Source organism: Pseudooceanicola marinus, from assembly GCF_020177265.1.
Taxonomy (GTDB): domain Bacteria; phylum Pseudomonadota; class Alphaproteobacteria; order Rhodobacterales; family Rhodobacteraceae; genus Pseudooceanicola; species Pseudooceanicola marinus_A.
On sequence record NZ_JAIVMC010000007.1, the window covers coordinates 207,697 to 228,671 of the forward strand.

19 protein-coding genes, 1 pseudogene and 1 riboswitch are annotated in these 20,975 nt (G+C 67.6%); of the genes and pseudogenes, 19 read left to right on the forward strand and 1 reads right to left on the reverse strand.

All coding sequences use genetic code 11. The features are described from left to right. Positions 1 to 29 precede the first annotated feature (29 nt). Positions 30 to 107, forward strand: a riboswitch (SAM riboswitch). Positions 108 to 173: 66 nt separating this feature from the next. The 15 genes and pseudogenes from metZ (at position 174) to LC066_RS13615 (ending at position 13,837) form a co-directional block, all read left to right on the forward strand. Further along, a complete protein-coding gene (gene metZ, locus LC066_RS13540; protein WP_224899929.1) occupies positions 174 to 1,355 on the forward strand; it encodes an O-succinylhomoserine sulfhydrylase in 1,182 nt (393 codons plus the stop codon). 216 nt (positions 1,356 to 1,571) lie between these two features. Continuing rightward, positions 1,572 to 2,660 (forward strand): GTP cyclohydrolase FolE2, encoded by a 1,089-nt coding sequence (folE2, locus tag LC066_RS13545; protein ID WP_224899932.1) that lies wholly within the window; start codon positions 1,572 to 1,574, stop codon positions 2,658 to 2,660. Between the two features lie 101 nt (positions 2,661 to 2,761). Further along, positions 2,762 to 3,622, forward strand: a complete 861-nt coding sequence (locus LC066_RS13550; protein WP_224899935.1) for an urease accessory protein UreD — start codon at positions 2,762 to 2,764, stop codon at positions 3,620 to 3,622. A 3-nt stretch (positions 3,623 to 3,625) separates the two neighbouring features. Next, positions 3,626 to 3,928 carry an urease subunit gamma gene (locus LC066_RS13555; RefSeq protein ID WP_085887409.1) on the forward strand — a complete coding sequence of 101 codons (303 nt, stop codon included), beginning with the start codon at positions 3,626 to 3,628 and terminating at the stop codon, positions 3,926 to 3,928. A gap of 165 nt (positions 3,929 to 4,093) precedes the next feature. Continuing rightward, positions 4,094 to 4,399: an urease subunit beta gene (locus LC066_RS13560; protein ID WP_224899938.1), complete on the forward strand. Its 306-nt coding sequence runs from the start codon at positions 4,094 to 4,096 to the stop codon at positions 4,397 to 4,399. Positions 4,400 to 4,488: 89 nt separating this feature from the next. After that, entirely contained in the window at positions 4,489 to 5,118 is a 630-nt protein-coding gene (locus tag LC066_RS13565) for a hypothetical protein (protein ID WP_224899941.1), read from the forward strand. Between the two features lie 33 nt (positions 5,119 to 5,151). Further along, the gene (gene ureC / locus LC066_RS13570) at positions 5,152 to 6,903 is read left to right on the forward strand and encodes an urease subunit alpha (RefSeq protein WP_222478031.1); all 1,752 of its coding nucleotides are present in this window, start codon (positions 5,152 to 5,154) and stop codon (positions 6,901 to 6,903) included. Continuing rightward, positions 6,903 to 7,532 (forward strand): hypothetical protein, encoded by a 630-nt coding sequence (locus LC066_RS13575; protein ID WP_224899944.1) that lies wholly within the window; start codon positions 6,903 to 6,905, stop codon positions 7,530 to 7,532. Before ureC ends, LC066_RS13575 begins: the two co-directional genes overlap by 1 nt. A 284-nt stretch (positions 7,533 to 7,816) precedes the next feature. Then, complete coding sequence (locus LC066_RS13580) at positions 7,817 to 8,041, forward strand: hypothetical protein (protein ID WP_224899946.1); 225 nt, start codon at positions 7,817 to 7,819, stop codon at positions 8,039 to 8,041. Positions 8,042 to 8,128: 87 nt separating this feature from the next. Continuing rightward, positions 8,129 to 8,743: pseudogene (locus LC066_RS21465) on the forward strand (urease accessory protein UreE); the annotation flags it as partial. Between the two features lie 148 nt (positions 8,744 to 8,891). Further along, entirely contained in the window at positions 8,892 to 9,542 is a 651-nt protein-coding gene (locus LC066_RS13595; protein WP_224899949.1) for an urease accessory protein UreF, read from the forward strand. A gap of 37 nt (positions 9,543 to 9,579) precedes the next feature. Further along, complete coding sequence (ureG, locus tag LC066_RS13600) at positions 9,580 to 10,206, forward strand: urease accessory protein UreG (RefSeq protein WP_224899952.1); 627 nt, start codon at positions 9,580 to 9,582, stop codon at positions 10,204 to 10,206. A 4-nt stretch (positions 10,207 to 10,210) separates the two neighbouring features. Further along, positions 10,211 to 11,698, forward strand: a complete 1,488-nt coding sequence (locus LC066_RS13605; RefSeq protein WP_222478040.1) for a TrkH family potassium uptake protein — start codon at positions 10,211 to 10,213, stop codon at positions 11,696 to 11,698. 227 nt (positions 11,699 to 11,925) lie between these two features. Then, complete coding sequence (gene cysG / locus LC066_RS13610) at positions 11,926 to 13,293, forward strand: siroheme synthase CysG (RefSeq protein WP_224899955.1); 1,368 nt, start codon at positions 11,926 to 11,928, stop codon at positions 13,291 to 13,293. Between the two features lie 154 nt (positions 13,294 to 13,447). Next, entirely contained in the window at positions 13,448 to 13,837 is a 390-nt protein-coding gene (locus LC066_RS13615) for a hypothetical protein (protein ID WP_224899958.1), read from the forward strand. Positions 13,838 to 14,146: 309 nt separating this feature from the next. Here the strand turns inward: LC066_RS13615 and LC066_RS13620 are convergent, their stop codons facing one another. Next, positions 14,147 to 15,907 (reverse strand): serine protease, encoded by a 1,761-nt coding sequence (locus LC066_RS13620; RefSeq protein WP_224899961.1) that lies wholly within the window; start codon positions 15,905 to 15,907, stop codon positions 14,147 to 14,149. Positions 15,908 to 16,174: 267 nt separating this feature from the next. On the opposite strand from LC066_RS13620, the gene LC066_RS13625 reads away from it, so the two are divergent. The 4 genes from LC066_RS13625 to glyS all read left to right on the forward strand — a co-directional run bounded on the left by LC066_RS13625 (position 16,175) and on the right by glyS (position 20,926). Then, on the forward strand, positions 16,175 to 17,119 hold the full coding sequence (locus LC066_RS13625; RefSeq protein ID WP_224899964.1) for a glycine--tRNA ligase subunit alpha: 945 nt from the start codon (positions 16,175 to 16,177) through the stop codon (positions 17,117 to 17,119). Positions 17,120 to 17,126: 7 nt separating this feature from the next. Continuing rightward, positions 17,127 to 17,654: a DUF6446 family protein gene (locus tag LC066_RS13630; RefSeq protein ID WP_412103241.1), complete on the forward strand. Its 528-nt coding sequence runs from the start codon at positions 17,127 to 17,129 to the stop codon at positions 17,652 to 17,654. Between the two features lie 183 nt (positions 17,655 to 17,837). After that, positions 17,838 to 18,701, forward strand: coding sequence for a DUF1206 domain-containing protein (locus tag LC066_RS13635; RefSeq protein WP_224899967.1), 864 nt, complete (start codon positions 17,838 to 17,840; stop codon positions 18,699 to 18,701). 122 nt (positions 18,702 to 18,823) lie between these two features. After that, positions 18,824 to 20,926, forward strand: a complete 2,103-nt coding sequence (gene glyS / locus LC066_RS13640) for a glycine--tRNA ligase subunit beta (protein ID WP_224899971.1) — start codon at positions 18,824 to 18,826, stop codon at positions 20,924 to 20,926. The last annotated feature ends 49 nt before the right edge of the window (positions 20,927 to 20,975 follow it).

Genomic DNA, 20,975 nt, shown 5'->3' on the forward strand with positions numbered 1-20,975 from the left:
CGTCTTGACCCCGCGTCGGGCGGCGCGTATGCGGGCGACGTGGCGCTTTGTTACCGGATTGCGGGCCACGTTAAATATTCCGCTAAAGAGGTCGAGGATAGGAGACCCCTTTCGCTTGACCGCGTCTGGGGTTTTTTTATTGGCCGTTTCCCCGCGGCCCGGAGGTTGGAAAGATGACGCAAGACTACAAACCGCGCACCAGGCTGGTCCATGGCGGCACCCGCCGATCGCAGTACAACGAAGTTTCCGAAGCGATCTTCATGACGCAGGGCTTCGTCTATGACACGGCCGAACAGGCCGAGGCCCGGTTCGAGGAAACGGGTCCGGACGAATTCATCTACGCCCGCTACGGCAACCCGACAGTGGCGATGTTCGAGGACCGGATCGCCCAGCTGGAAGGGGCCGAGGCGGCCTTTGCCACGGCGTCGGGCATGGCGGCAGTAAACAACGCGCTGCTGTCGCAGGTGAAGACCGGCGATCATGTCGTGGCCTCCCGCGCGCTCTTCGGGTCCTGCCTGTTCATCCTGGAAAAGGTGCTGGTGCCCTTCGGGGTCGAGCTGACCCTGGTCGACGGCACCGACCTGGAGGCCTGGAAGGCCGCGATCCGCGAGGACACCAAGCTGGTCTTCTTCGAGACCACCTCGAACCCGACGCTGGAGGTCGTGGACATCAAGGCGGTGTCGGACATGGCCCATGCGGTCGGCGCGCTGGTCGTTTGCGACAACGTCTTTGCCACCCCGGTCTATTCCCGCGCGATCGAGCTGGGCGCCGACGTGGTGGTCTATTCCGCGACCAAGCATATCGACGGCCAGGGCCGTGCCCTGGGTGGTGTCGTCCTGGGCAGCGAGGATTTCATCAACGGGCCCTTCTTCAACTATTCCAAGCATACCGGCGCCGCGATCTCTCCGTTCAACGCCTGGCTGATGCTGAAGGGGCTGGAGACGATCGACCTGCGCGTGCGCGCCCAGACCGAAAGCTCTGAAAAGATCGCCGAGGCCTTCCACCAGCATCCCAAGCTGTCGCGCATGATCTACCCGGGGCATCGTTCGCACCCGCAGTTCGACCTGGTGCAGCGCCAGACCGGCAAGGGCGGCACTGTCATCGCCATCGACCTGGCCGGCGGACAGGAGGCGGCCTTCCGTTTCCTCAACGCGGTCAACGTCGGCGTCATCTCCAACAACCTGGGCGATGCGAAGTCGATCCTGACCCACCCGGCGACCACCACCCATTCCTCGCTGACTGAAGAGGCGCGGCAGGAACTGGGTATCACCCGGGGCCTGGTGCGGATCTCGGTCGGGCTGGAAGATGCCGAGGACCTGGTGACCGACTGGCTGGCGGCCCTCGAACTGGCCTGATCCCCGACAGGCCCGCCCGCCGGGTCGGGATGGAGACAGACGGCGTTCCGGACCCCCGGAGCGCCGTTTTCGTTTCCGCAAAGATTTACTGATCCGGTAGCTTTATGGCTGCGTATCCAAGGCGAGAATGGAAATTCCTGCCAAAGACGCTTATGTATACACCAGCTTGCCTGGGAGCGTCCTGTCTGGGGCGATGAAGAAGGGGGAGGGCGGAGCATGAACATCCACCCGAACGATCTGAAACCGGAAACCGAAGAGGCGAAAGCCGCGCTCGCGCTGTTGCGCGACTGGGTCGCCAAGGCCTCGGATGCCGAGATCAACGCGCTGGATCCAGCCGTGGCCCAGCTGTTGCCGGGGCAGGGGGGCTATCCCGTGCTGTCGCGCGACTACCCGCAGGATTTCACCGTCGATGAGGCCTATCGCGCCACGCTGCCCGATCTGCAGAACGGACCCGCCTCGTTGATCCGTGGCGCCCGTGCGCCGATCCAGCACGTGGGCATCTCCAACTTCCGCCTGCCGATCCGCTTCCACACCCGCGACGGCGGCGACCAGACGCTGGAAAGCTCGGTCACCGGTACCGTCAGCCTGGAGGCCGACAAGAAGGGCATCAACATGTCCCGGATCATGCGCAGCTTCTACGGCCATGCCGAGAAGTGCTTCTCCTTCGGGGTGATCGAGGCGGCGCTGGATGACTACAAGTCGGACCTAGAAAGCCTCGACGCCCGGATCATGATGCGGTTTTCCTACCCGGTGAAGCGCGAAAGCCTGCGCTCCGGCCTGGCGGGCTATCAGTATTACGACATCGCGCTGGAGGTCGTGGACGAAGGCGGGCAGCGCAACCGCTACATCCACCTCGACTACGTCTATTCCTCCACTTGCCCCTGCTCGCTGGAGCTGTCGGAACACGCGCGCCGGGCCCGCGGCCAGCTGGCCACGCCCCATTCGCAGCGGTCGGTGGCACGGATCTCGGTGCAGGTGCTGCCCGGCGACTGCCTGTGGTTCGAGGACCTGATCGACATGGCCCGCGTCGCCGTGCCGACCGAGACCCAGGTGATGGTCAAACGCGAGGATGAACAGGCCTTTGCCGAGCTGAACGCCGCCAATCCGATCTTCGTCGAGGACGCGGCGCGGTTGTTCTGCGAAGAACTGCAGGGGGATGCGCGGATCGGTGATTTCCGCGTGGCGGCCAGCCACCAAGAAAGCCTGCATTCGCACGACGCGGTGTCGATCCTGACCGAAGGGCCGACCTTCGCCGCCTCCAGCCTGGATCCGCGTTTCCTCGCAACGCTGCATCACGCGGGCTGACCGCACGCCGCTTGCCGGGCGCCCATTTGATGGGCGCCTTGCCGCCGAAAGTGGCAGGGTCGGGGGCGTGATCGCGATTGCCCTTTCGTCCGCCGCACGGCTTGCTACTCTCCGAGGAATTGGAGGGACACGCCATCAACATGGAGCTGCAGGAGATGCGCCCCAAGGCGCAGCGCCAGCCCCGCGCCCGCGGGGTGCTGCGGCTGTCCGCCCGTCCCGGCGCGCGCATCGGGCGGCTGCATCAGTCCGGCTCGCTCAAGGCGCTGTTCCCTGCCTCCCGTCATGACACGCTCAACGCCGTTTTCCTGAACACCTCTGGCGGGGTGACTGGCGGCGATCGGTTCCATGTCGAGGCCGAGGCGGAGGCCGGCGCCTCGCTGATGCTGACCTCCCAGGCGGCCGAACGGTTCTACCGCGCGCAACCCGATGAAACCGGCGCGATGGACATCGCCCTGACCGTCGGTGCGGGCGCGCGGCTCGACTGGCTGCCGCAGGAAACGATCCTGTTCGATGGCGCCCGGGTGCGACGCAGCTTCCGCGTGGACCTGGCCGAAGATGCCCGTTTCCTGGCGGTGGAGCCGCTGGTGTCGGGCCGTTTGGCCATGGGCGAGCTTGTACATTCCGGATCTCAATCGGATGTCTGGCGGGTGTATCGCGCAGGTAAATTGACTTTCGCCGACAATTTCCGCCTCACCGGCGACATCGACGCGCAGCTGGCGCAGCCGGGTGTCGCAGCGGGCAATCGGGCCATGGCGGCCCTGCTGTTCGCCGCCACGGGGGCAGAAACGCTGCTGCCGGCGCTGCGCGATCTTCTGGGTCCGCTGGGGGGCGCAAGTTGTGTCGCCAAGGACCTTCTCTTTGCACGGATCCTGGCCGAAGATGGGTATGAGCTGCGACGCCGACTCATCCCGGCCATCACGCGGCTTTCGGGCCAGGACATTCCCAAGACGTGGACGCTTTAACACATGCAGCTAACTCCCCGCGAAAAAGACAAACTTCTGGTGGCCATGGCGGCCGAGGTGGCCCGCAAGCGGCTGGCCCGCGGCGTCAAGCTGAACCACCCTGAGGCGATTGCCCTGATCACCGACGCGGTGGTCGAAGGCGCCCGCGACGGGCGCAGCGTCGCTGAAATGATGGAGGCCGGCGCCCAGGTCATCACCGCCGAGCAATGCATGGAGGGCGTCGCCTCGATGATCCACGAGGTCCAGGTCGAGGCCACCTTCCCGGATGGCACCAAGCTGGTGACCGTCCACAACCCGATCCGCTAGGGCCGATCCGTCCCGGCCGGCCGCAAAAGGCACAACCTTAAGAAAGGAGCGCAAGCAAATGAGCTTTCTGGAGAAACTCCTGGCGCTACTGGGCCCGAAACAGCAACCCGCCCCGATCCCCGTGCGCGTCGAGAAACCGAAGCGCGCGCCCTGGGAGGGACGTCGATGATCCCCGGTGAACTGCTGCCCGCAGAGGGCAGTCTGACGCTGAACGACGGGATCCAGTCGGTGACGCTGATGGTGGCCAATACCGGCGATCGCCCGGTGCAGGTCGGCAGCCATTACCATTTCGCCGAGGCCAACCCGGCCCTGGATTTCGACCGGGCCGCCGCGCTCGGCCTGCGGCTGGACATTGCCGCCGGCACCGCCGTGCGGTTCGAGCCGGGCCAGCGTCGCGAGGTGCAGCTGATCCCCATCGGGGGCGGCCGGAAGATCTACGGCTTCAATCAACAGGTCATGGGCGCGCTCTGACGCGACCCGGGGCCACGAGGGAACGGGCAGATCGGCGGGGGCGTCCCGCCGGAACGTGACATGGACGCAACGCGAAAGGGACAGACCCAATGATGGACGCGACGCAGATCATGATCCGCCAGGCCAGCTTCGTGCAGGGGCTGGTTGTCGGCTCCGCGCGGATGGCCGAATGGCAGATGCGCTTTTCCCAGGCGATGCTGAAGGCGATGCTGGATGACCCGCTGCCTGATGTTTCGCCGCATCCGGCCCCCGAGGGCGCCGAGGCGGCCCCGGCGCTGACGCCGAAACCGGCCCCTAGGCGCAAGCCCGCCGCCCGCAAGGCGCCGGCAAAGCGGGCCGCTCCCGCGAAGGCGGCAGCCCCCGCGACCGAACCCGCCGCCAAGACCGCTGCCGGAAGCGAGGCGAAACCGGCCGCCCGGAAGGCCGCGCCCAAGCCGGCCGCGAAACCTGCATCGAAACCGGCCACGCGGGCCAAGACCCCGGCGAAACCCGCCGCCAAGGGCGCAACCGCCGGGACGCAAGCCAAGGCAGCGCCCGCGACGCCGCCGAAGCCGGCAGCCAAGACCGAGCCCAAGGCCGCGAGCGCCGCGCAACCGGCGCCCAAGCCGGAGGCTGAGGCCAAGCCCGCTGCCACCGAGGCCAAGGCACGTCGCCCGCGTCAGCCCTCGGCGCCGCCTTCGATGCCCGACAGCCCTGCCAACAAGAGCGACGACAGCTAAGTCGCGCCGACAGATCCTTCAGGAGCCACCCGAATGCCCACCCAGATCTCCCGCGCGGACTATGCCGCGATGTTCGGCCCCACCACCGGCGACCGCCTGCGGCTGGCCGATACGGACCTTGTCATCGAGGTCGAGCGTGACCTGACCGCCGAACTGGCTGCCCTGGGCGGCGGCGCGGCCAATGGTCCGCGTTACGGCGAAGAGGTGAAGTTCGGCGGTGGCAAGGTGATCCGCGACGGCATGGGGCAATCCCAGGCCACGCGCGCCGAAGGCGCGGTCGATACCGTCATCACCAATGCGTTGATCGTCGACTGGACGGGGATCTACAAGGCCGACGTGGGCCTGCGCGACGGGCGCATCGCCAAGATCGGCAAGGCGGGCAACCCCGACACCCAGCCCGGCGTCGACATCATCGTCGGCCCGGGCACCGAGGCCATCGCGGGGGAGGGCAAGATCCTGACCGCCGGGGGGATCGACAGCCACATCCACTTCATCTGTCCGCAGCAGATCGAGGATGCGCTGCATTCGGGGCTGACCACGATGATCGGCGGTGGCACGGGGCCCGCACACGGCACGCTGGCCACCACCGTCACCCCCGGCCCCTGGCACCTGGGCCGGATGCTTCAGGCGGCCGAGGCCTTCCCGATGAACCTGGCCTTCGCGGGCAAGGGCAACGCCTCGCTGCCCGCGGCGCTGGAGGAGCAGATCAAGGCCGGCGCGTCCTGCCTGAAGCTGCATGAAGACTGGGGCACGACGCCTGCCGCCATCGACAATTGCCTCAGCGTGGCCGACGACTACGACGTGCAGGTTATGATCCATACCGACACGCTGAACGAAAGCGGCTTCGTCGAGAACACCGTGGGCGCCATGAAGGGCCGCACGATCCACGCCTTCCACACCGAAGGTGCCGGCGGCGGCCACGCGCCCGACATCATCAAGATCTGCGGCGAAGAGCACGTGCTGCCCTCGTCCACCAACCCCACGCGGCCCTTCACCCGCAACACGATTGACGAGCATCTCGACATGCTCATGGTCTGTCACCACCTGGACAAGGCGATCCCCGAGGACGTGGCCTTTGCCGAAAGCCGCATCCGGCGCGAGACCATTGCGGCCGAGGATATCCTGCACGACATGGGCGCGTTTTCGATCATCGCCTCGGACAGTCAGGCCATGGGCCGGGTGGGCGAGGTGCTGATCCGCACCTGGCAGACCGCGGACAAGATGAAGAAGCAGCGCGGGTCGCTGCCCGAGGAGCAGGGTGACAACGACAACTTCCGCGTTCGCCGCTATATCGCCAAGTACACCATCAACCCGGCCATCGCGCATGGCCTGTCGCACCAGGTGGGCAGCATCGAGGAGGGCAAGCGCGCCGACCTGGTGCTGTGGAACCCCGCCTTCTTCGGGGTGAAGCCCGAGATGGTGCTGATCGGCGGGTCCATCGTGGCGGCCCAGATGGGCGATCCCAACGCCTCCATCCCGACGCCGCAGCCGGTCTATACCCGGCCGATGTTTGGCGCCTACGGCAAGGCCGTGACCAACTCCGCCGTTACCTTCATCTCCGCTGCTGCCCAGGCCGAGGGGCTGGCAGGCAAGCTGGGGCTTGAGAAAGAGACGATCGCGGTGCTGAACACTCGCCAGATCGGCAAGAAGGACCTGCGGCTCAACTCCGCCACGCCCCATGTCGAGGTGAACCCAGAGACCTACGAGGTGCGCGCGGACGGCGAGCTGCTGACCTGCGAACCGGCCGAGGTCCTGCCGATGGCCCAGCGGTACTTCCTCTTCTGATGCGCCTCGCTGCCGCATTCTGCCTGTCCCTGCCGGCTGTGCTGCTGGCCGGGGCGGCGCTGGCCCGTTGCCCGACGTCGGACGACATTTCGGCGGGCATCGTCTATTCCAACACGGTCGCGGGGCAGGAGAGCATCAATGTCGCCTTCGGCACCACGGCCTATCTCGCCTCCTATTACGAGTTGGGCGACCAGGGGCTGACCAAGCAGTTCCTGATGTTGAAGGGGGTCTACCCGCAGACCCTGACGGCGATCACCGCCGCCGAGGTGCTTACGATCTCCTACCACTACCCCGTGGGCCAGGCGGAGTTCCCGGAGCCGCGCGAAGGGGTCTCTTGGCAGGTCGAGGCGGTCGTCGCCCAGGGGAGCGACAGCCTGACGGAAACCCAAAGCTACACCTTTGGCCGCGAGGAGGCGCGCGAGATCGGCGACTGCACCTTCGGCGTCATCCCCTACGACATCGAGACCCGCAGCGAGGCCTATGGCGCCCAGGTGCTGGGGATGTTCTACGTTCCGGTGCTGGGCGTGGCCTTTCCCGACGTGAGGCGCGATCTGCCCGAGTCGGGCGAGGTGGCGTTCAGTGAGAGCATGACCACATACCCCGCGCTTCTGGCGCAATGGGGCAACTGAGGGGCGATCCTTGACAAGTCTTGTGATCACAAAGTTCGGCGGGGCGGGAAAATCGCCTTGTGTGACAGGGATTTCCCCGGATCTGGGCACGCTGCAATGCAGCGCTTTTCTGGAAAGAGCTATGCGTATTGCGCAAGGGGGGTCTGCAAACCCCTTTAAATCAAGGCTTTCTGCGTTGCGGCAAGCGCATGGCGGTAATGAGGGATTGAAAATGGTAAGGGCGCAAGAGCTGACCTATTTTGAGTGTCAATCAACGGACGAACCAGACATTCACGAGGTCCCCCATGGCAACCGTTTCCAGCCAAGTTTCCGCTCCCGCCGGCATTTCCGCAAAACTGTCGGCCTTCTTCCACTCCGTCTCCGTGGCCCTGGTGGCCTACATGGAACGTCGCACCCGTGCCGATCAGATCGCCGCGCTGCAAGCCAAGTCCGACGAGGAACTGGCCAAGATGGGCGTCAACCGCGACGAGATCCCGGCCTACGTCTTCCGCGATCTGTTCTACGTCTGATCGCCGTTTGGCCGAAGCGGGGCGCCGCCGCGCGCCGCTCGGGCCATCCGGCTGTCAGGGAATGGTTCCCGGTAGCGGAGGTGCGTCATGCCTGATCGCGCCCCAGTCAAGAGAGCCCTGACAGCCCTCAGATCCGCCGAAATGGACGCGCCCCGTTTCGACGACCTTGTGACGCTCGACTACGAAGAGCGTTTCTTCCGGCGCAAGGGCCTTGTGACCGACGGCGGGGAGCGGATCCTCGCCGATCTGGCCCAGACCCTGTCGCTGGACGAAGGCGACGCGCTGCAGCTTGAGGATGGCCGGCTGATCGGCATCCGGGCCGCCCCCGAACCCCTGCTGAAGGTCACCGGCGAGGCGCTGCCCCGTCTGGCTTGGCATATCGGCAACCGTCATACCCCCTGCGAGATCACCGCCGCGGCCCTGTTCATCCGCCAGGACAAGGTCATTGCCGAGATGCTGCGCCACCTCGGCGCCACGGTGGAAACCGTCATGGCGCCCTTCCTGCCCGAAGGCGGGGCCTACGGGCACGGGCGCACCCATTCCCATGAACATGGCGCCACCCTGCACGACGGGGAGCACGGGCATTCCCATGCCCGGGACCACGACCACGGGCATTCGCACGACCATGGCCACGCCCATTCGCACGATCACGGCCATGTTCACCACCATTCCTCCCACGATGATCCGGATGTGCAGTCCGAGGATGAGACGGCGCGCGGCGCCCGTACGGCACGCAAGGGCCACGGTCACACCCATCACCATTCCTCGCATGACGACTTCGGTGCCCTGACCGAGGACGTGGATGGCGACGGTGGCCCTCGCGTCCCGGGCCACGGCCCCCTGGGTGATCATGACCGCGACCACTGATCCGGCGCTGATCCTGCACCGCTGGCTGTCCCCCGCCTACCCGGTGGGGGCCTTCGCCTATTCCCACGGGATCGAGGCGGCGGTGGCCGAGGGCTGGCTGACCGATGCGGATCAGACCGGCGCCTGGCTGCGCGACGTGGCTTTGAAGGGGGCCGGGCACAACGACGCGATCCTGCTGGCGGCCGCCTGGCACGCCGAAACACCCGAGAGGCTGGCGGAGATCGCCGAGTTGGCCTCCGCCCTGGCCCCTTCGGCCAACCGCCGGCTGGAAACCGAGGCCCAGGGCGCGGCCTTTGCCCGGACCACCGCCGCGGTGCACGGGATCGCCCTCGATCCGGCACCCTATCCGGTGGTGCTGGGCCGGGCTGCACGGCTTCTCGATCTGCCGCTGGAGAAGACCCTGCGCCTCTTCCTGCTGGCTTTCCTGTCTAACCTCACCTCTGCCGCGATCCGACTGGTGCCCCTGGGCCAGACCGACGGTCAACGCATCCTGTCGGCACTGGAGCCGCTTTGCGCCGAGCTTGCCGCGACGGCTGCGCCAGGCGATCTCGACGCCCTTGGCTCTTGTGCTGTAATGTCCGACATTGCGGCAATGCGGCAGGAGGTGCTGACCACGCGCCTCTTCCGTTCCTGACCGACCACGCCACCACGACCTGACACGAGGTATCCCGATGACCAGCTCCCCTCACGGCCCCCTGCGGATCGGCCTCGGCGGCCCGGTGGGCGCCGGCAAGACCTCCCTCACGGCCGCGCTCTGCCGTCGCCTGCGCGATGACCTGTCCATCGCCGTGGTCACCAACGACATCTACACCCAGGAAGACGCCGAGGCGCTGGTGCGGATGCAGGCGCTGTCCTCGGACCGCATCCGCGGGGTCGAAACGGGCGGCTGCCCCCATACGGCGATCCGCGAGGATGCCTCGATCAACCTGGCCGCCATCGACGACCTGATGGCGCACTTCCCGGACCTCGACGCGGTTTTCGTCGAATCGGGCGGTGATAACCTCTCGGCCACCTTCTCGCCGGAACTGGCGGATGTGACGATCTACGTGATCGACGTAGCCGCTGGCGAGGAAATCCCCCGCAAGGGCGGCCCCGCCGTCACCCGCTCCGACATCCTGGTGATCAACAAGACCGACCTGGCCCCCTACGTGGGCGCGGACCTGTCGGTGATGGAACGCGACGCCAAGGCACAGCGCGGCGCGCGGCCCTTCGTCTTCACCAATCTCAAGACGGGGGAGGGGCTGGACCAGGTCCTGACCCTGCTGGAAGAGATCGGCGGCCTCGCCGTGCCCGCCTGATCCGATGGCCAACCTGGACGTGCCCCGCGGGCAGAGCCTGACCCTGATCGACTTCCGCCCCATTGGCTACGTGATCGGCCTGCTGGTGGCGGTGCTGGGGCTGACCATGCTGGTGCCGCTGGCGATGGACATCGCGGACGGCAATGGCCACTGGCCGGTCTTCTTCGAGAGCTTCCTCATCACCTTCACCGTGGGCAGCCTGACCTCGCTTGCCTGTCAGAACGGCGCGCGCGAGGGGCTGACCCTGCAGCAGACCTTCATCCTGACGACGGGCCTTTGGGCGATGCTGCCGCTCTTCGGGGCGATCCCCTTCGTCATGGGGGCGACGCAGGCCAGCTTCACCGATGCCTATTTCGAGGCGATGTCGGGGATGACCACCACAGGCTCCACGGTGTTCTCCGGGCTTCAGGACCTGCCGCGGGGGCTGAACCTGTGGCGCGGCATCCTGCAATGGCTGGGCGGCATCGGGATCATCGTCGTGGCCATGGTTTTCCTGCCGGAACTGCGCGTGGGCGGCATGCAGATGTTCCGCTCCGAGGCCTTCGAGACCATGGGGAAGATCCTGCCCAAGGCCTCGGCCATCGCGGGGCAGATATCGGTGATCTACGTCGGCCTGACCGTGGCCTGCATGCTGACCTACCTGCTGCTGGGCATGGATCCCTACAACGCCACGGTGCATGCGCTGACCACCATGTCGACCGGGGGCTTTTCCACCTCCGACGCCAGCTTCGGCGCCTTCCAGGGGCCGATGGAATATGCCGCCTCCTTCTATATGATCGCCGCCGCGCTGCCCTTCGTGCGCTACGTGCAGATGCTGAACGGCAACCGCATCGCGCTGTTCCGCGACACCCAGGTGCATGGCTTCATCGGCACCATCGCCGTTCTGGTGATCGTCTCGGCCATCGTGTTGCTGCACATCTTCCCGCATCACTGGGAACAGGCGGTGCGCGAAAGCCTGTTCAACATCGTGTCGATCATGTCCGGCACCGGCTATGCCTCGGTCGATTACATGCAGTGGGGCGCCTTCCTCATCACCATGTTCTTCTTCATCGGCCTGATCGGCGGCTGCGCCGGCTCCACCGCCTGCTCGGTGAAGATCTTCCGCTACCAGATCCTGCTGATTTCCATCAAGGCGCAGATCAAGCGGATCCACTCGCCCCACGGGGTCTTCTCGCTGCGCTATGACGGCAACAAGCTGGACGAGGACGTGCTGGCCTCGGTCATGTCCTTCTTCGTCTTTTTCACCGTCTCGGTGGGGGTCTTCTCGGTGGCGCTGGCGCTGACCGGGCTCGACTTCATCACCTCGCTGTCGGGGGCGGCCACGGCGCTGGCCAATATCGGGCCGGGCCTCGGCGACATCATCGGCCCCGCGGGCAACTTCGGCCCGCTGAACGACACGGCGAAATGGGTGCTGATCATCGGCATGCTCTGCGGCCGGCTGGAGCTGATGGTGGTCTATGCCATGCTGACCGTGCGGTTCTGGCGCGGCTGATGCCTGCGGGGGCGGCGTTTTGCGCGCCCCGACGCCTTGGCATTGCCTTTTCCTTGCGCGACTCGGCCCCGTTGCGCGATACTGAGCGGGTCGCGCGGCAAAGGCGTCGCGCCTCTCTCCCGATGATTGGGATCCCTGGCAGGGTTGCCTGCCTGTCCGACATGCGGACAGGGCGGTGACTCTTTGGCGTTTTCCCAATCGGAGGCAGAGCGATGAAAAGCTTTCCCATGTTCCTGAAAATGACCGGCCGTCGCGTGGTGATCTGCGGCGGTGGGGCCGAGGCCGCACGCAAGGCGCGCCTGGTGCTGAAGACCGAGGCGCGGATCCTGCTGGTGGCCCCCGTGCTGGACCCCGAACTGGCTGGGCTGGTGGCCGTAGGCCGAGCGGGCCATGTCGCGACGGCGGGCCCCGACACCTTCGACGGCTGCGTGCTGGCCTTCATCGCCACGGGCGATGTGGCCGAGGAGGACGCGCTGGCCGCCCAGGCCCGTGCGGCGGGGGCGGTGGTCAATATCGTCGACCGGCCCGAGGCCTGCGACGCCTTCACCCCCTCCATCGTCGACCGTGATCCGGTTGTGGTCGCCGTCGGCACCGAGGGTACGGCCCCGGTCCTGGGCCGATCGATCAAGACGGAGGTCGAGGCGATGCTGCATCCCCGCCTGGGCGCCTTTGCCGCTCTGGCCGGCCGGCTGCGCGCGGCGGTGGCCGAGCGGATCGCGCCGGAGGCGCGGCGCCGCTTCTGGGAATGGGTCTATACCGGCCCGGCCTTCGACCGGCACCGCGCGGGCGACGAACATGCCGCCGCCGACATGCTGAAACAGGCGATAGCGGCAGGGCAGGCCCCCGAAGGCGGCGGGCGCATCGCCCTGGTTGGTGCGGGGCCCGGCGCGCGTGACCTGCTGACCCTGCGCGCCGTGCGCCACCTGCAGGAGGCCGACGTGATCTTCTACGACCGCCTGGTCGATCCGGATGTGCTGGAACTGGCGCGACGCGACGCCGATCGGGTCTTCGTCGGCAAGGAGGTCGGCGCCTGCGCCTGGCCCCAGGCGAAGATCGACGCGGTGATTGTGGCCGAGGCGCAGAAGGGGCGCAGGGTGGTACGGCTGAAATCCGGTGACCCCTCGGTTTTCGGACGTGCAACGGAGGAGATCGAGGCCGCCCGCGCCGCCGGCATCCCCATCGAGATCGTGCCCGGGGTCACCGCCGCCTCCGCCGCCGCCGCGTCGCTGAGCCGGCCCCTGACCGAGCGTGGCGAAAGCGACGCCTGCGTCTTCGTCACCGGTACCTGCCGTCCCGGCGACCCGGCGCCCGACTGGACAGCGCTGGCCCGGCCCGGCACGACGCTATGCATCTACATGGGTGTGGCACGGGCGGGCGAAATCGCTGGCGGTCTGATCGCCGCGGGTGTGCCCGGAGGGACCGAGGTCGAGGTGGTCTCGCAGGCCTCCCACGCCACAGAGCGCCGCGCCTGCGCGACACTGGCGAGCCTGCCGCAGGTGATCCGCGACGAAGGCATCGCGAACCCGGCGATCCTCATGGTGCGGCACCTGAAGTCGGCTGCGGCAGAGGTGGTCTATCCGCAAAGCGTGGCGTGACAAACGCCCTCTCTTGCGGCGTTTGTGTCGGCGGGGGGCCGCGGCGAGGCATTCGGGAGTCCGCCCTCGTTTTCGTGCTGTATCGGTGACGCGATATGGCATCATGCTGCCTGTCATGGGCGTCGTTGGGACGTCGAAGCGAAGCGAGGAGCATATGAAATTCAGAACAGCAACCATGGTGGCAGCCCTGGTCGCCGGATTGGCGACGCCGGGCACCGCGGGAACGGAGCTGTCGCGGGATGAGGTCCTGGCGTTGATCGTGGGTCACACCGAGCAGGGGCGGGTCATGAAGGCGTCGCGCGATGACATCGGTCGAGATCGCACACAGTACGCGATCCGCTATGCGGCCGATGGCACGCTGGTCTATTCCACAGGCGGCGGAAAGTCGGGAACCGGCACCTGGTCGATGGAGGGCAACGCCCTGTGCCGTGGCTTCGACGGCAACGGCGCCTCTTGCCGGAAGATCGAGAAAAGCGGCGACCGCCACGAAGGGGTGGGATTCCGGACGGGCAACCTGCGGTACCGCTTCACCATCTCCGACTGAACCGCGCGAGGATGCGGCGACAGGACAGCAAAAAGGCGCCCGCTTGGGGCGCCTTTCTTGTGTGATGAAGATGAGGTGGCGCCCGTGACCTCTTTTCGGTCTGAGGGAACGACCCGTGCTGTCCTCATACCAACTGGGCTCCGCGGAGCCGTCCTTACCGGTCCGGGGCTCCGCCCGTGGCCACCTCAAACGCTCCCTTGGAGCGTTTGTCGGCCCCATTGGAGGGCCGAGCCTGAGGGCTCCGCCCGTGACCGCTTCAAACGCTCCCCCAGAGCGTTTGCCGCGCCCCTTTGGGGCGCGGATCAGCGGTCACTCCCAGCACTGCACCAGGACGGTCAGTTCTTCGGCCTGACGGGTCAGGGCGGCGGGCGTCAGCGTCTCACCAGCGTTGGAGGCGCTAGGGCTGAGGCCGGCCTGCGTCAGCATGTCGGCCACGGTCATGGCATCGATCGCGAAGGAGACGCCTTCGGGCAGGCGGCGGGCACCGTCCTCGGGGTCTGCCAACAGGCCGATCAGCGCGCCGGAGCGGTCGAAGACCGGGCCGCCGGCATCACCGGGCAGGGCGGCGAGGTCGAGGCGCAGAAGGCCCTCTTCGCCGGCCAGGCCGCGCACGTCCGCCAGGCTGCCCCAGGTGACGCTGGGCGCGCCAAGCAGGCCCTCGTAGCTGTAGCCGGCCACGGCCACTTCGCTGGCGATGCGGGGGCTGAGGCTGGCCAGGCTGGCCACGCCCATGGGCGCCTGGGCGGTCGTCGGGCGCAGCAGGGCCAGCCCGCTGTCGCCGTCGCTGGCGGCCAGTTCCGCCGGGGTGCCGTCCTCGCGCCCCGTGCCAAGGGTCACGCGGCCGCAGCCGTCCACGGCCGACATCAGCGTCAGCACGGCACCGTCGGCGCCCACGTAGACGCCCGACCGGCCCTTCAGCGGCTTGCGGATCTCCAGGCCGGAAACCAGGTCGACGCTCTGTTCGGTGCCCGCGCCCGCATCATGGGGCAGCACGCTGGGCGTCCGCTCGAAGCTGGCGCGCATCGTCTCCAGCAGGCGGCTGCGGCGTTCCTCGTCGCCGGCGGGCCAGACCAGGATGAAGCCCTTGATCGCGCCATCCTCCAGCGTGGCCTCGGCATAGGTGGCGCGGGTGGCGTTCCGGCCCTCGATGGTGAAGCTGCGCGCGGCGCGTTCGCGCGGGCCGTCTTCTGGCAGGATCTCCAGCGTCTGCAGGATGTCGTAGAGGCCGAACAGCGTATCCTGATCGCCGTCCTGGCTGATCAGGATCAGCTGGGCATCCAGATCGCCGGAGGCGGTGTAGAAGGCAAAGGGCGCCTGGTAGCGGTCGAAGCTGACGGCGCCGAGGGGCATCTGCATGCGGATACCGGCGCGGGTGTCGGTCTGGGTCTGCAGGCCCAGGCCGTCGAGAACCGCGTTGTACTGACCCAGAAGCTCGGCCCGCTGGGCGGTGGTCAGGATGCCGGTGGCCTCGTGCCCGTTGTTCTGCTGCCAGGCGGCCATGGCGCCACGGGTGCCGCGGCCGAAGGCGCCGTCGATGGCGCCGTTGTAGACGCCGGCCCATTCCAGCGCGATCTGCAACTGGTCCCGTTCGGCCCGGTTCAGCAGGGCCTCGCTGCGCCGCGCCTCGGCGGGGCTTTCGTCGGGCAGTGCGGGCATCGCCGGTTGCGTCTCGGCCTGCGCCTCGGGGGTGGCCTCGGGCTGGGCCTGCGGTGCCGTGGCGCCGCCGGCGGGCGGGTAGATCCGACCGGCGAACCAGCTGGGGAAGGCGATGTAGCTGTCGCGCGGGATGCGGCCCTCGGCGCGCAGCACGCGCAGAACCTCGCCGGCGTCGGTACGGCTGTAGGGGCCAAGCGCGACGGCGAAATAGCCGTTGCCCAGCGAGAAGCCGTTCACGTCCGACAGGAAATCTTCGTAATAGGTGATGGCGCGCAGGGCCTCGGACTCACTGGGTTGAGCCTCGATCTGCACGTAGACCTGGCCGTCGGCGGTCTGCGCCCGGACGGGCAGGGGCGCCAGGGCCCCCAGGGAAAGGAACAACGCGGCCAACACCGCGAACAGGGAACGGATCATGAAAAGGGCCTCTTGGCGAACTGTCTTTGCCCCTTCTAGCCGTCTGAACCCCCGGAAAGGCAAGCGTTTTGACGTATTCGGACAAACCGGACGCGCGCGCGGCGTCCCGCGTGCAACAGCACGGGGGACGCATGCAACCAGAAGGGGACCGGTCCCGGGGCCGCCGGTCGGCGCGGGTCTGGGCCATTGACCCTTCGCACGCCCGCCCGTAATCAGGCCCCTGACCCCGGCCGGCCCCGGTCTGTGCGCTACGTGAAAGGGATGGACATGTCCGAGACCCGCATCGAGAAACCCCGCTCCTTCCAGGAGATCATCCTGCGTCTTCAGGCCTACTGGGCCTCCAAGGGCTGCGCGGTGATGCAACCCTACGACATGGAAGTGGGCGCGGGCACCTTCCACCCGGCCACCACGCTGCGCTCGCTGGGCTCGCGCCCCTGGGCCGCCGCCTATGTGCAGCCCTCGCGCCGCCCCACCGATGGCCGCTACGGCGAGAACCCCAACCGCCTGCAGCACTATTACCAGTACCAGGTGCTGATCAAACCCAGCCCGCCGGACCTGCAGGACCTTTACCTGGGCAGCCTTCAGGCCATCGGCATCGACATGGAGCTGCACGACATCCGTTTCGTCGAGGACGACTGGGAAAGCCCGACACTCGGCGCCTGGGGCCTGGGCTGGGAGGTCTGGTGCGACGGCATGGAAGTCAGCCAGTTCACCTATTTCCAGCAGGTCGGCGGCCACGACTGCCACCCCGTCTCGGGCGAGCTGACCTACGGGCTGGAGCGTCTGGCGATGTACGTCCTGGGCATCGATCACGTGATGGACATGCCCTACAACGATCCTCAGGCCCCGATCGCGCTGAAGTACGGCGATGTCTTCCGTCAGACGGAAGAGGAATACAGCCGCTGGAACTTCGACGTGGCCAACACCGAGGTGCTGCTGAAGCATTTCGAGGAGGCCGAGGCGGAATGCGAGGCGATCCTGTCGCAGGCGCATGACGACCCCAAGACCGGCAAGCGCATCGTCATGGCCCATCCCGCCTATGACCAGTGCATCAAGGCGTCCCATCTGTTCAACCTGCTGGACGCGCGCGGCGTGATCTCGGTCACGGAACGTCAGGCCTACATCGGCCGCGTGCGGGCGCTGGCGAAGAAATGCGCCGATGCCTTCGTGCAGACCGAAGCGGGCGGCTGGACCCCCGAGACCGCGGCCTGATCGCGTCATGATGGGCCGCATCCTCATTGTCGCGCTGCTGATCACCGCCGTGGTGGCCGGTGGCGCGATCTACTACCTGCAGGAATACGCCTATTACGAGGAGGTGCCAGCCACCGGTGCCGAGGACGTGCGGCTGACCACCCGCGAGGGTGAGGTCGTCGCACTGTCCCACACCGGGTTCCAGGCGATCGACGCCGACAGCTCTCCGATCCGCTACCGTGCCTGTTTCACGGTCGACGCGGATACGGACCTGTCAGGCTATGCGCCCTATGAGGCGGCCGAACCGCTGGTCGGCCCGCGCTGGTTCGACTGCTACGACGCCGACGGCATCGGCGCGGCCCTGGAAGAGGGCAGTGCCCGGGCGCTGCTGTCTGTGGAGAATATCTCCTACGGGATCGACCGCGTGGTGGCGGTCGCGGACGACGGGCGCGGCTGGGTCTGGCACCAGATCAATCGCTGCGGCGCCGAGGTCTTCGACGGCCATCCCGCTCCCGACGGCTGCCCGCCGGTTCCCGAGGGCGTCGCGCGCCAGTAGGCGCCGCTCAATCGGCTTCCCCCCCTCCGAATACATGACGACAGGCCGCGCTCCGCGCGGCCTTTTGCATTCCGGTCGCACGCGGCTCTGGCGGCGCCGTTTGCCCTGATCCGGGGGGCGGAAGGAACCTCGGCCGCTCGCTTCGCATTGGCCTAGTGACACAACACCGTGAGGAGCCGACCCATGTCCCAATCCCGTGCCCCCGCCTGGGTCGTCCCCCTGATGCGCATTGGATACGGCGCCCGCGGCATCACCTACATCCTGCTCGGAGGTCTTGTCCTCTCCGCTGCCCTGACCGGCGGGCAGGCCGGCAGCACCTCCACCGCGCTGGCCCAGTTGAAGGGGCAGCCCTTCGGCGACCTGATGCTGGGGGCGATGGCTCTGGGGCTGCTGGCCTATGCGCTTTGGCGCCTGATCTGCGCGGGCATGGATCTGGAGCGGCGCGGCGCGGATGCCGAAGGGATCGTTGCCCGGCTGGGGCAGGCGATTTCGGGCGCCGTCGCCGCCGGTCTTGCGGTAACGGCTGCACGCCTCGCCCTCGGCTCCGCCAGCGGCAGCGGCGAGCAGGGGACCACGACACTGGCCTCCTGGCTGCTGCAACAGCCCATGGGCAAGTGGCTGGTCATCGCCGTGGGCGTCGGGACCATCGGCGCCGGTGGCTATTACGCCGTCAAGGCGCTGAAGGAGAAGTACAAGGACCACATGCGCGCCACTGCCACCAGCGAGAAGCTGGACCCGGTGGTGAAGGCCGGGTTGATCGCCCATGGCGTGGTGATCGCGCTGATCGGCGGCTTCCTGGCCTATGCCGGCTGGACCTCTGACGCGTCGGAGGCGCAGGGCATGACCCAGGCCTTCGAGGCGGTCCGCGCCCAACCCTTCGGGCAGGTCCTTCTGGGGGTGCTGGCCCTGGGCCTGCTGGGCTTTGCCGTCTACTGCTTCGTCGAAGCGCGTTATCGCATCGTGCCGGCGCGGGCGGGGGATGACGTCACCACCCTGGCGCAGCGGGCCAAGCGCGAAGGTCGGCGCGCCGCTGCCCGTCTCGGCTAGCCGGCAGGCAGGCTGCGGGGCGGGGAATTTCCCCGCCCTCTCTGGACGCTCCCGGCCCCCTTCGCTATTCCCTGCGGCAACGCGCCCTTCGCGGCGCCCCACGCTGCCTGGATGGAACCGACATGCCCGATCTGCTGATCGAACTCTTTTCCGAGGAAATTCCCGCGCGCATGCAGGCGCGGGCCGCGGAAGACCTGAAGAAACGCATGACCGATGCGCTGGTCGAGGCCGGGCTGACCTACGCCGGCGCCGCCGCCTTCCACACGCCGCGCCGCCTGTGCCTGACGGTGCACGGCCTGCTGGCCGAAAGCCCGTTGGTGCGCGAGGAACGCAGGGGCCCCCGCGTGGACGCGCCCGAAAAGGCGATCGAGGGCTTCCTGCGCGGTGCGGGCCTGACCCGCGACCAGCTGGAGGAACGGGAGGAGAAGAAGGGGAAGGTCTTCTTCGCCGTGATCGAGAAGCCGGGCCGCCCGGCGGCCGAGATCGTGGCGGAAGAGCTGGAGAAGATCATCCGCAACTTCCCCTGGCCGAAATCCATGCGCTGGGGGGAAGGGTCCCTGCGCTGGGTCCGCCCGCTGCATTCCATCCTGTGCATCCTCACCGATGAGGAAGGCGCGCGCGTCGTGCCGATGGACATCGACGGCATCGCCGCCGGCGACACCACCGAGGGCCACCGTTTCATGGCGCCGGGCCGCTTCAAGGTGCGCAGCTTCGAGGACTATGACGCCCAGCTGAAACGCCGCTTCGTCGTGCTGGACGCCGCCGAGCGCGCCGATGCCATCTGGCAGGAGGCCACCAACCAGGCCTTCGCCGCCGGGCTTGAGGTGGTCGAGGACAAGGGCCTGCTGGCCGAGGTCGCGGGCCTCGTCGAATGGCCTGTCGTCCTGATGGGCGAGATCGGCGCCGACTTCCTGCACCTGCCGCCGGAGGTCCTGCAGACCTCGATGAAGGAACATCAGAAGTTCTTCTCGGTGAAGAACCCCAAGACGGGTCGCATCGAACGCTTCGTCACCGTTGCCAATCGCGAGACGGCGGACAATGGCGCCACGATCCTGGCGGGCAACCAGAAGGTTCTGTCGGCGCGCCTGTCGGATGCGAAATTCTTCTGGGACAATGACCTGCGCATCGCCAAGGACGCCAAGATGCAGCCCTGGCGCGACCACCTGGCCCATGTGACCTTCCACGCGAAACTGGGCAGCCAGGCCGAACGGATCGAGCGGATCGCCGCGCTGGCCGGGCAGCTGGCCCCCGCGCTCTCCGCCGACGCGGGCCTGGCGGAAGAGGCCGCGCGCATCGCCAAGGCCGATCTGTCGTCCGAGATGGTCTACGAATTCCCCGAGCTGCAGGGCCTGATGGGCCGCTACTACGCGGAGGCCGCGGGCTTCGCGCCGGAAGTCGCGGCTGCCTGCGAGGAACACTACTCTCCCTTGGGCCCGACCGACGACGTGCCGACCGCGCCGGTCTCGGCCACCGTGGCGCTGGCTGACAAGCTGGACACGTTGACCGGCTTCTGGGCCATCGACGAGAAGCCCACGGGGTCCAAGGACCCCTTCGCGCTGCGCCGTGCCGCGCTTGGCGTGATCCGGATCCTGCTGCAGCACGGTACGAAGCTGTCTCTGCTTTCGGTCTTCAGCAAGTTCGACATTCTGCATGCGGAGAACGAAGACGGGCTGGCTGGACCGGCCGTCCAGGTTTGGGGGCCCGACCTCCTCTCCTTCTTCCACGACCGCCTGAAGGTCCACCTGCGCGACGAAGGCATTCGCCACGACGTGATCGACGCCTGCCTCGCGATGGAAGGCAACGACGACCTGGTGGCCCTGGTGGCCCGCGCCCGGGCGTTGCAGGCCGTGCTGTCGACCGAGGACGGGGAGAACCTCGTCCAGGGCTTCAAGCGGGCCAACAACATCCTGACCAAGGAAGAGGAAAAGGACGGCGTGGCCTATGAGTTCGGCGCCGATCCGAAGTTCGCCGAAGCCGCTGAGGAAACCGCGCTCTTCAACGCGCTGGAAGCGGCCAAGCCCAAGCTGGACGCCGCCAATGCCGCCGAGGACTACGCCGCGGCGATGGAAACCCTCGCCACGCTGCGCGCGCCCATTGACGCCTTCTTCGAGGCGGTCCAGGTCAACACCGACAACGCCGTGGTGCGCCGCAACCGCCTGAACCTTCTGTCGACCATCCGCTCCACCGTGCTGAAGGTCGCCGACCTGACCCGCATCGAGGCCTGATCGTAGGGCCCCTTTCGCCCCCGGTGCTCGGGGGCGAAGCCTCCGGCGG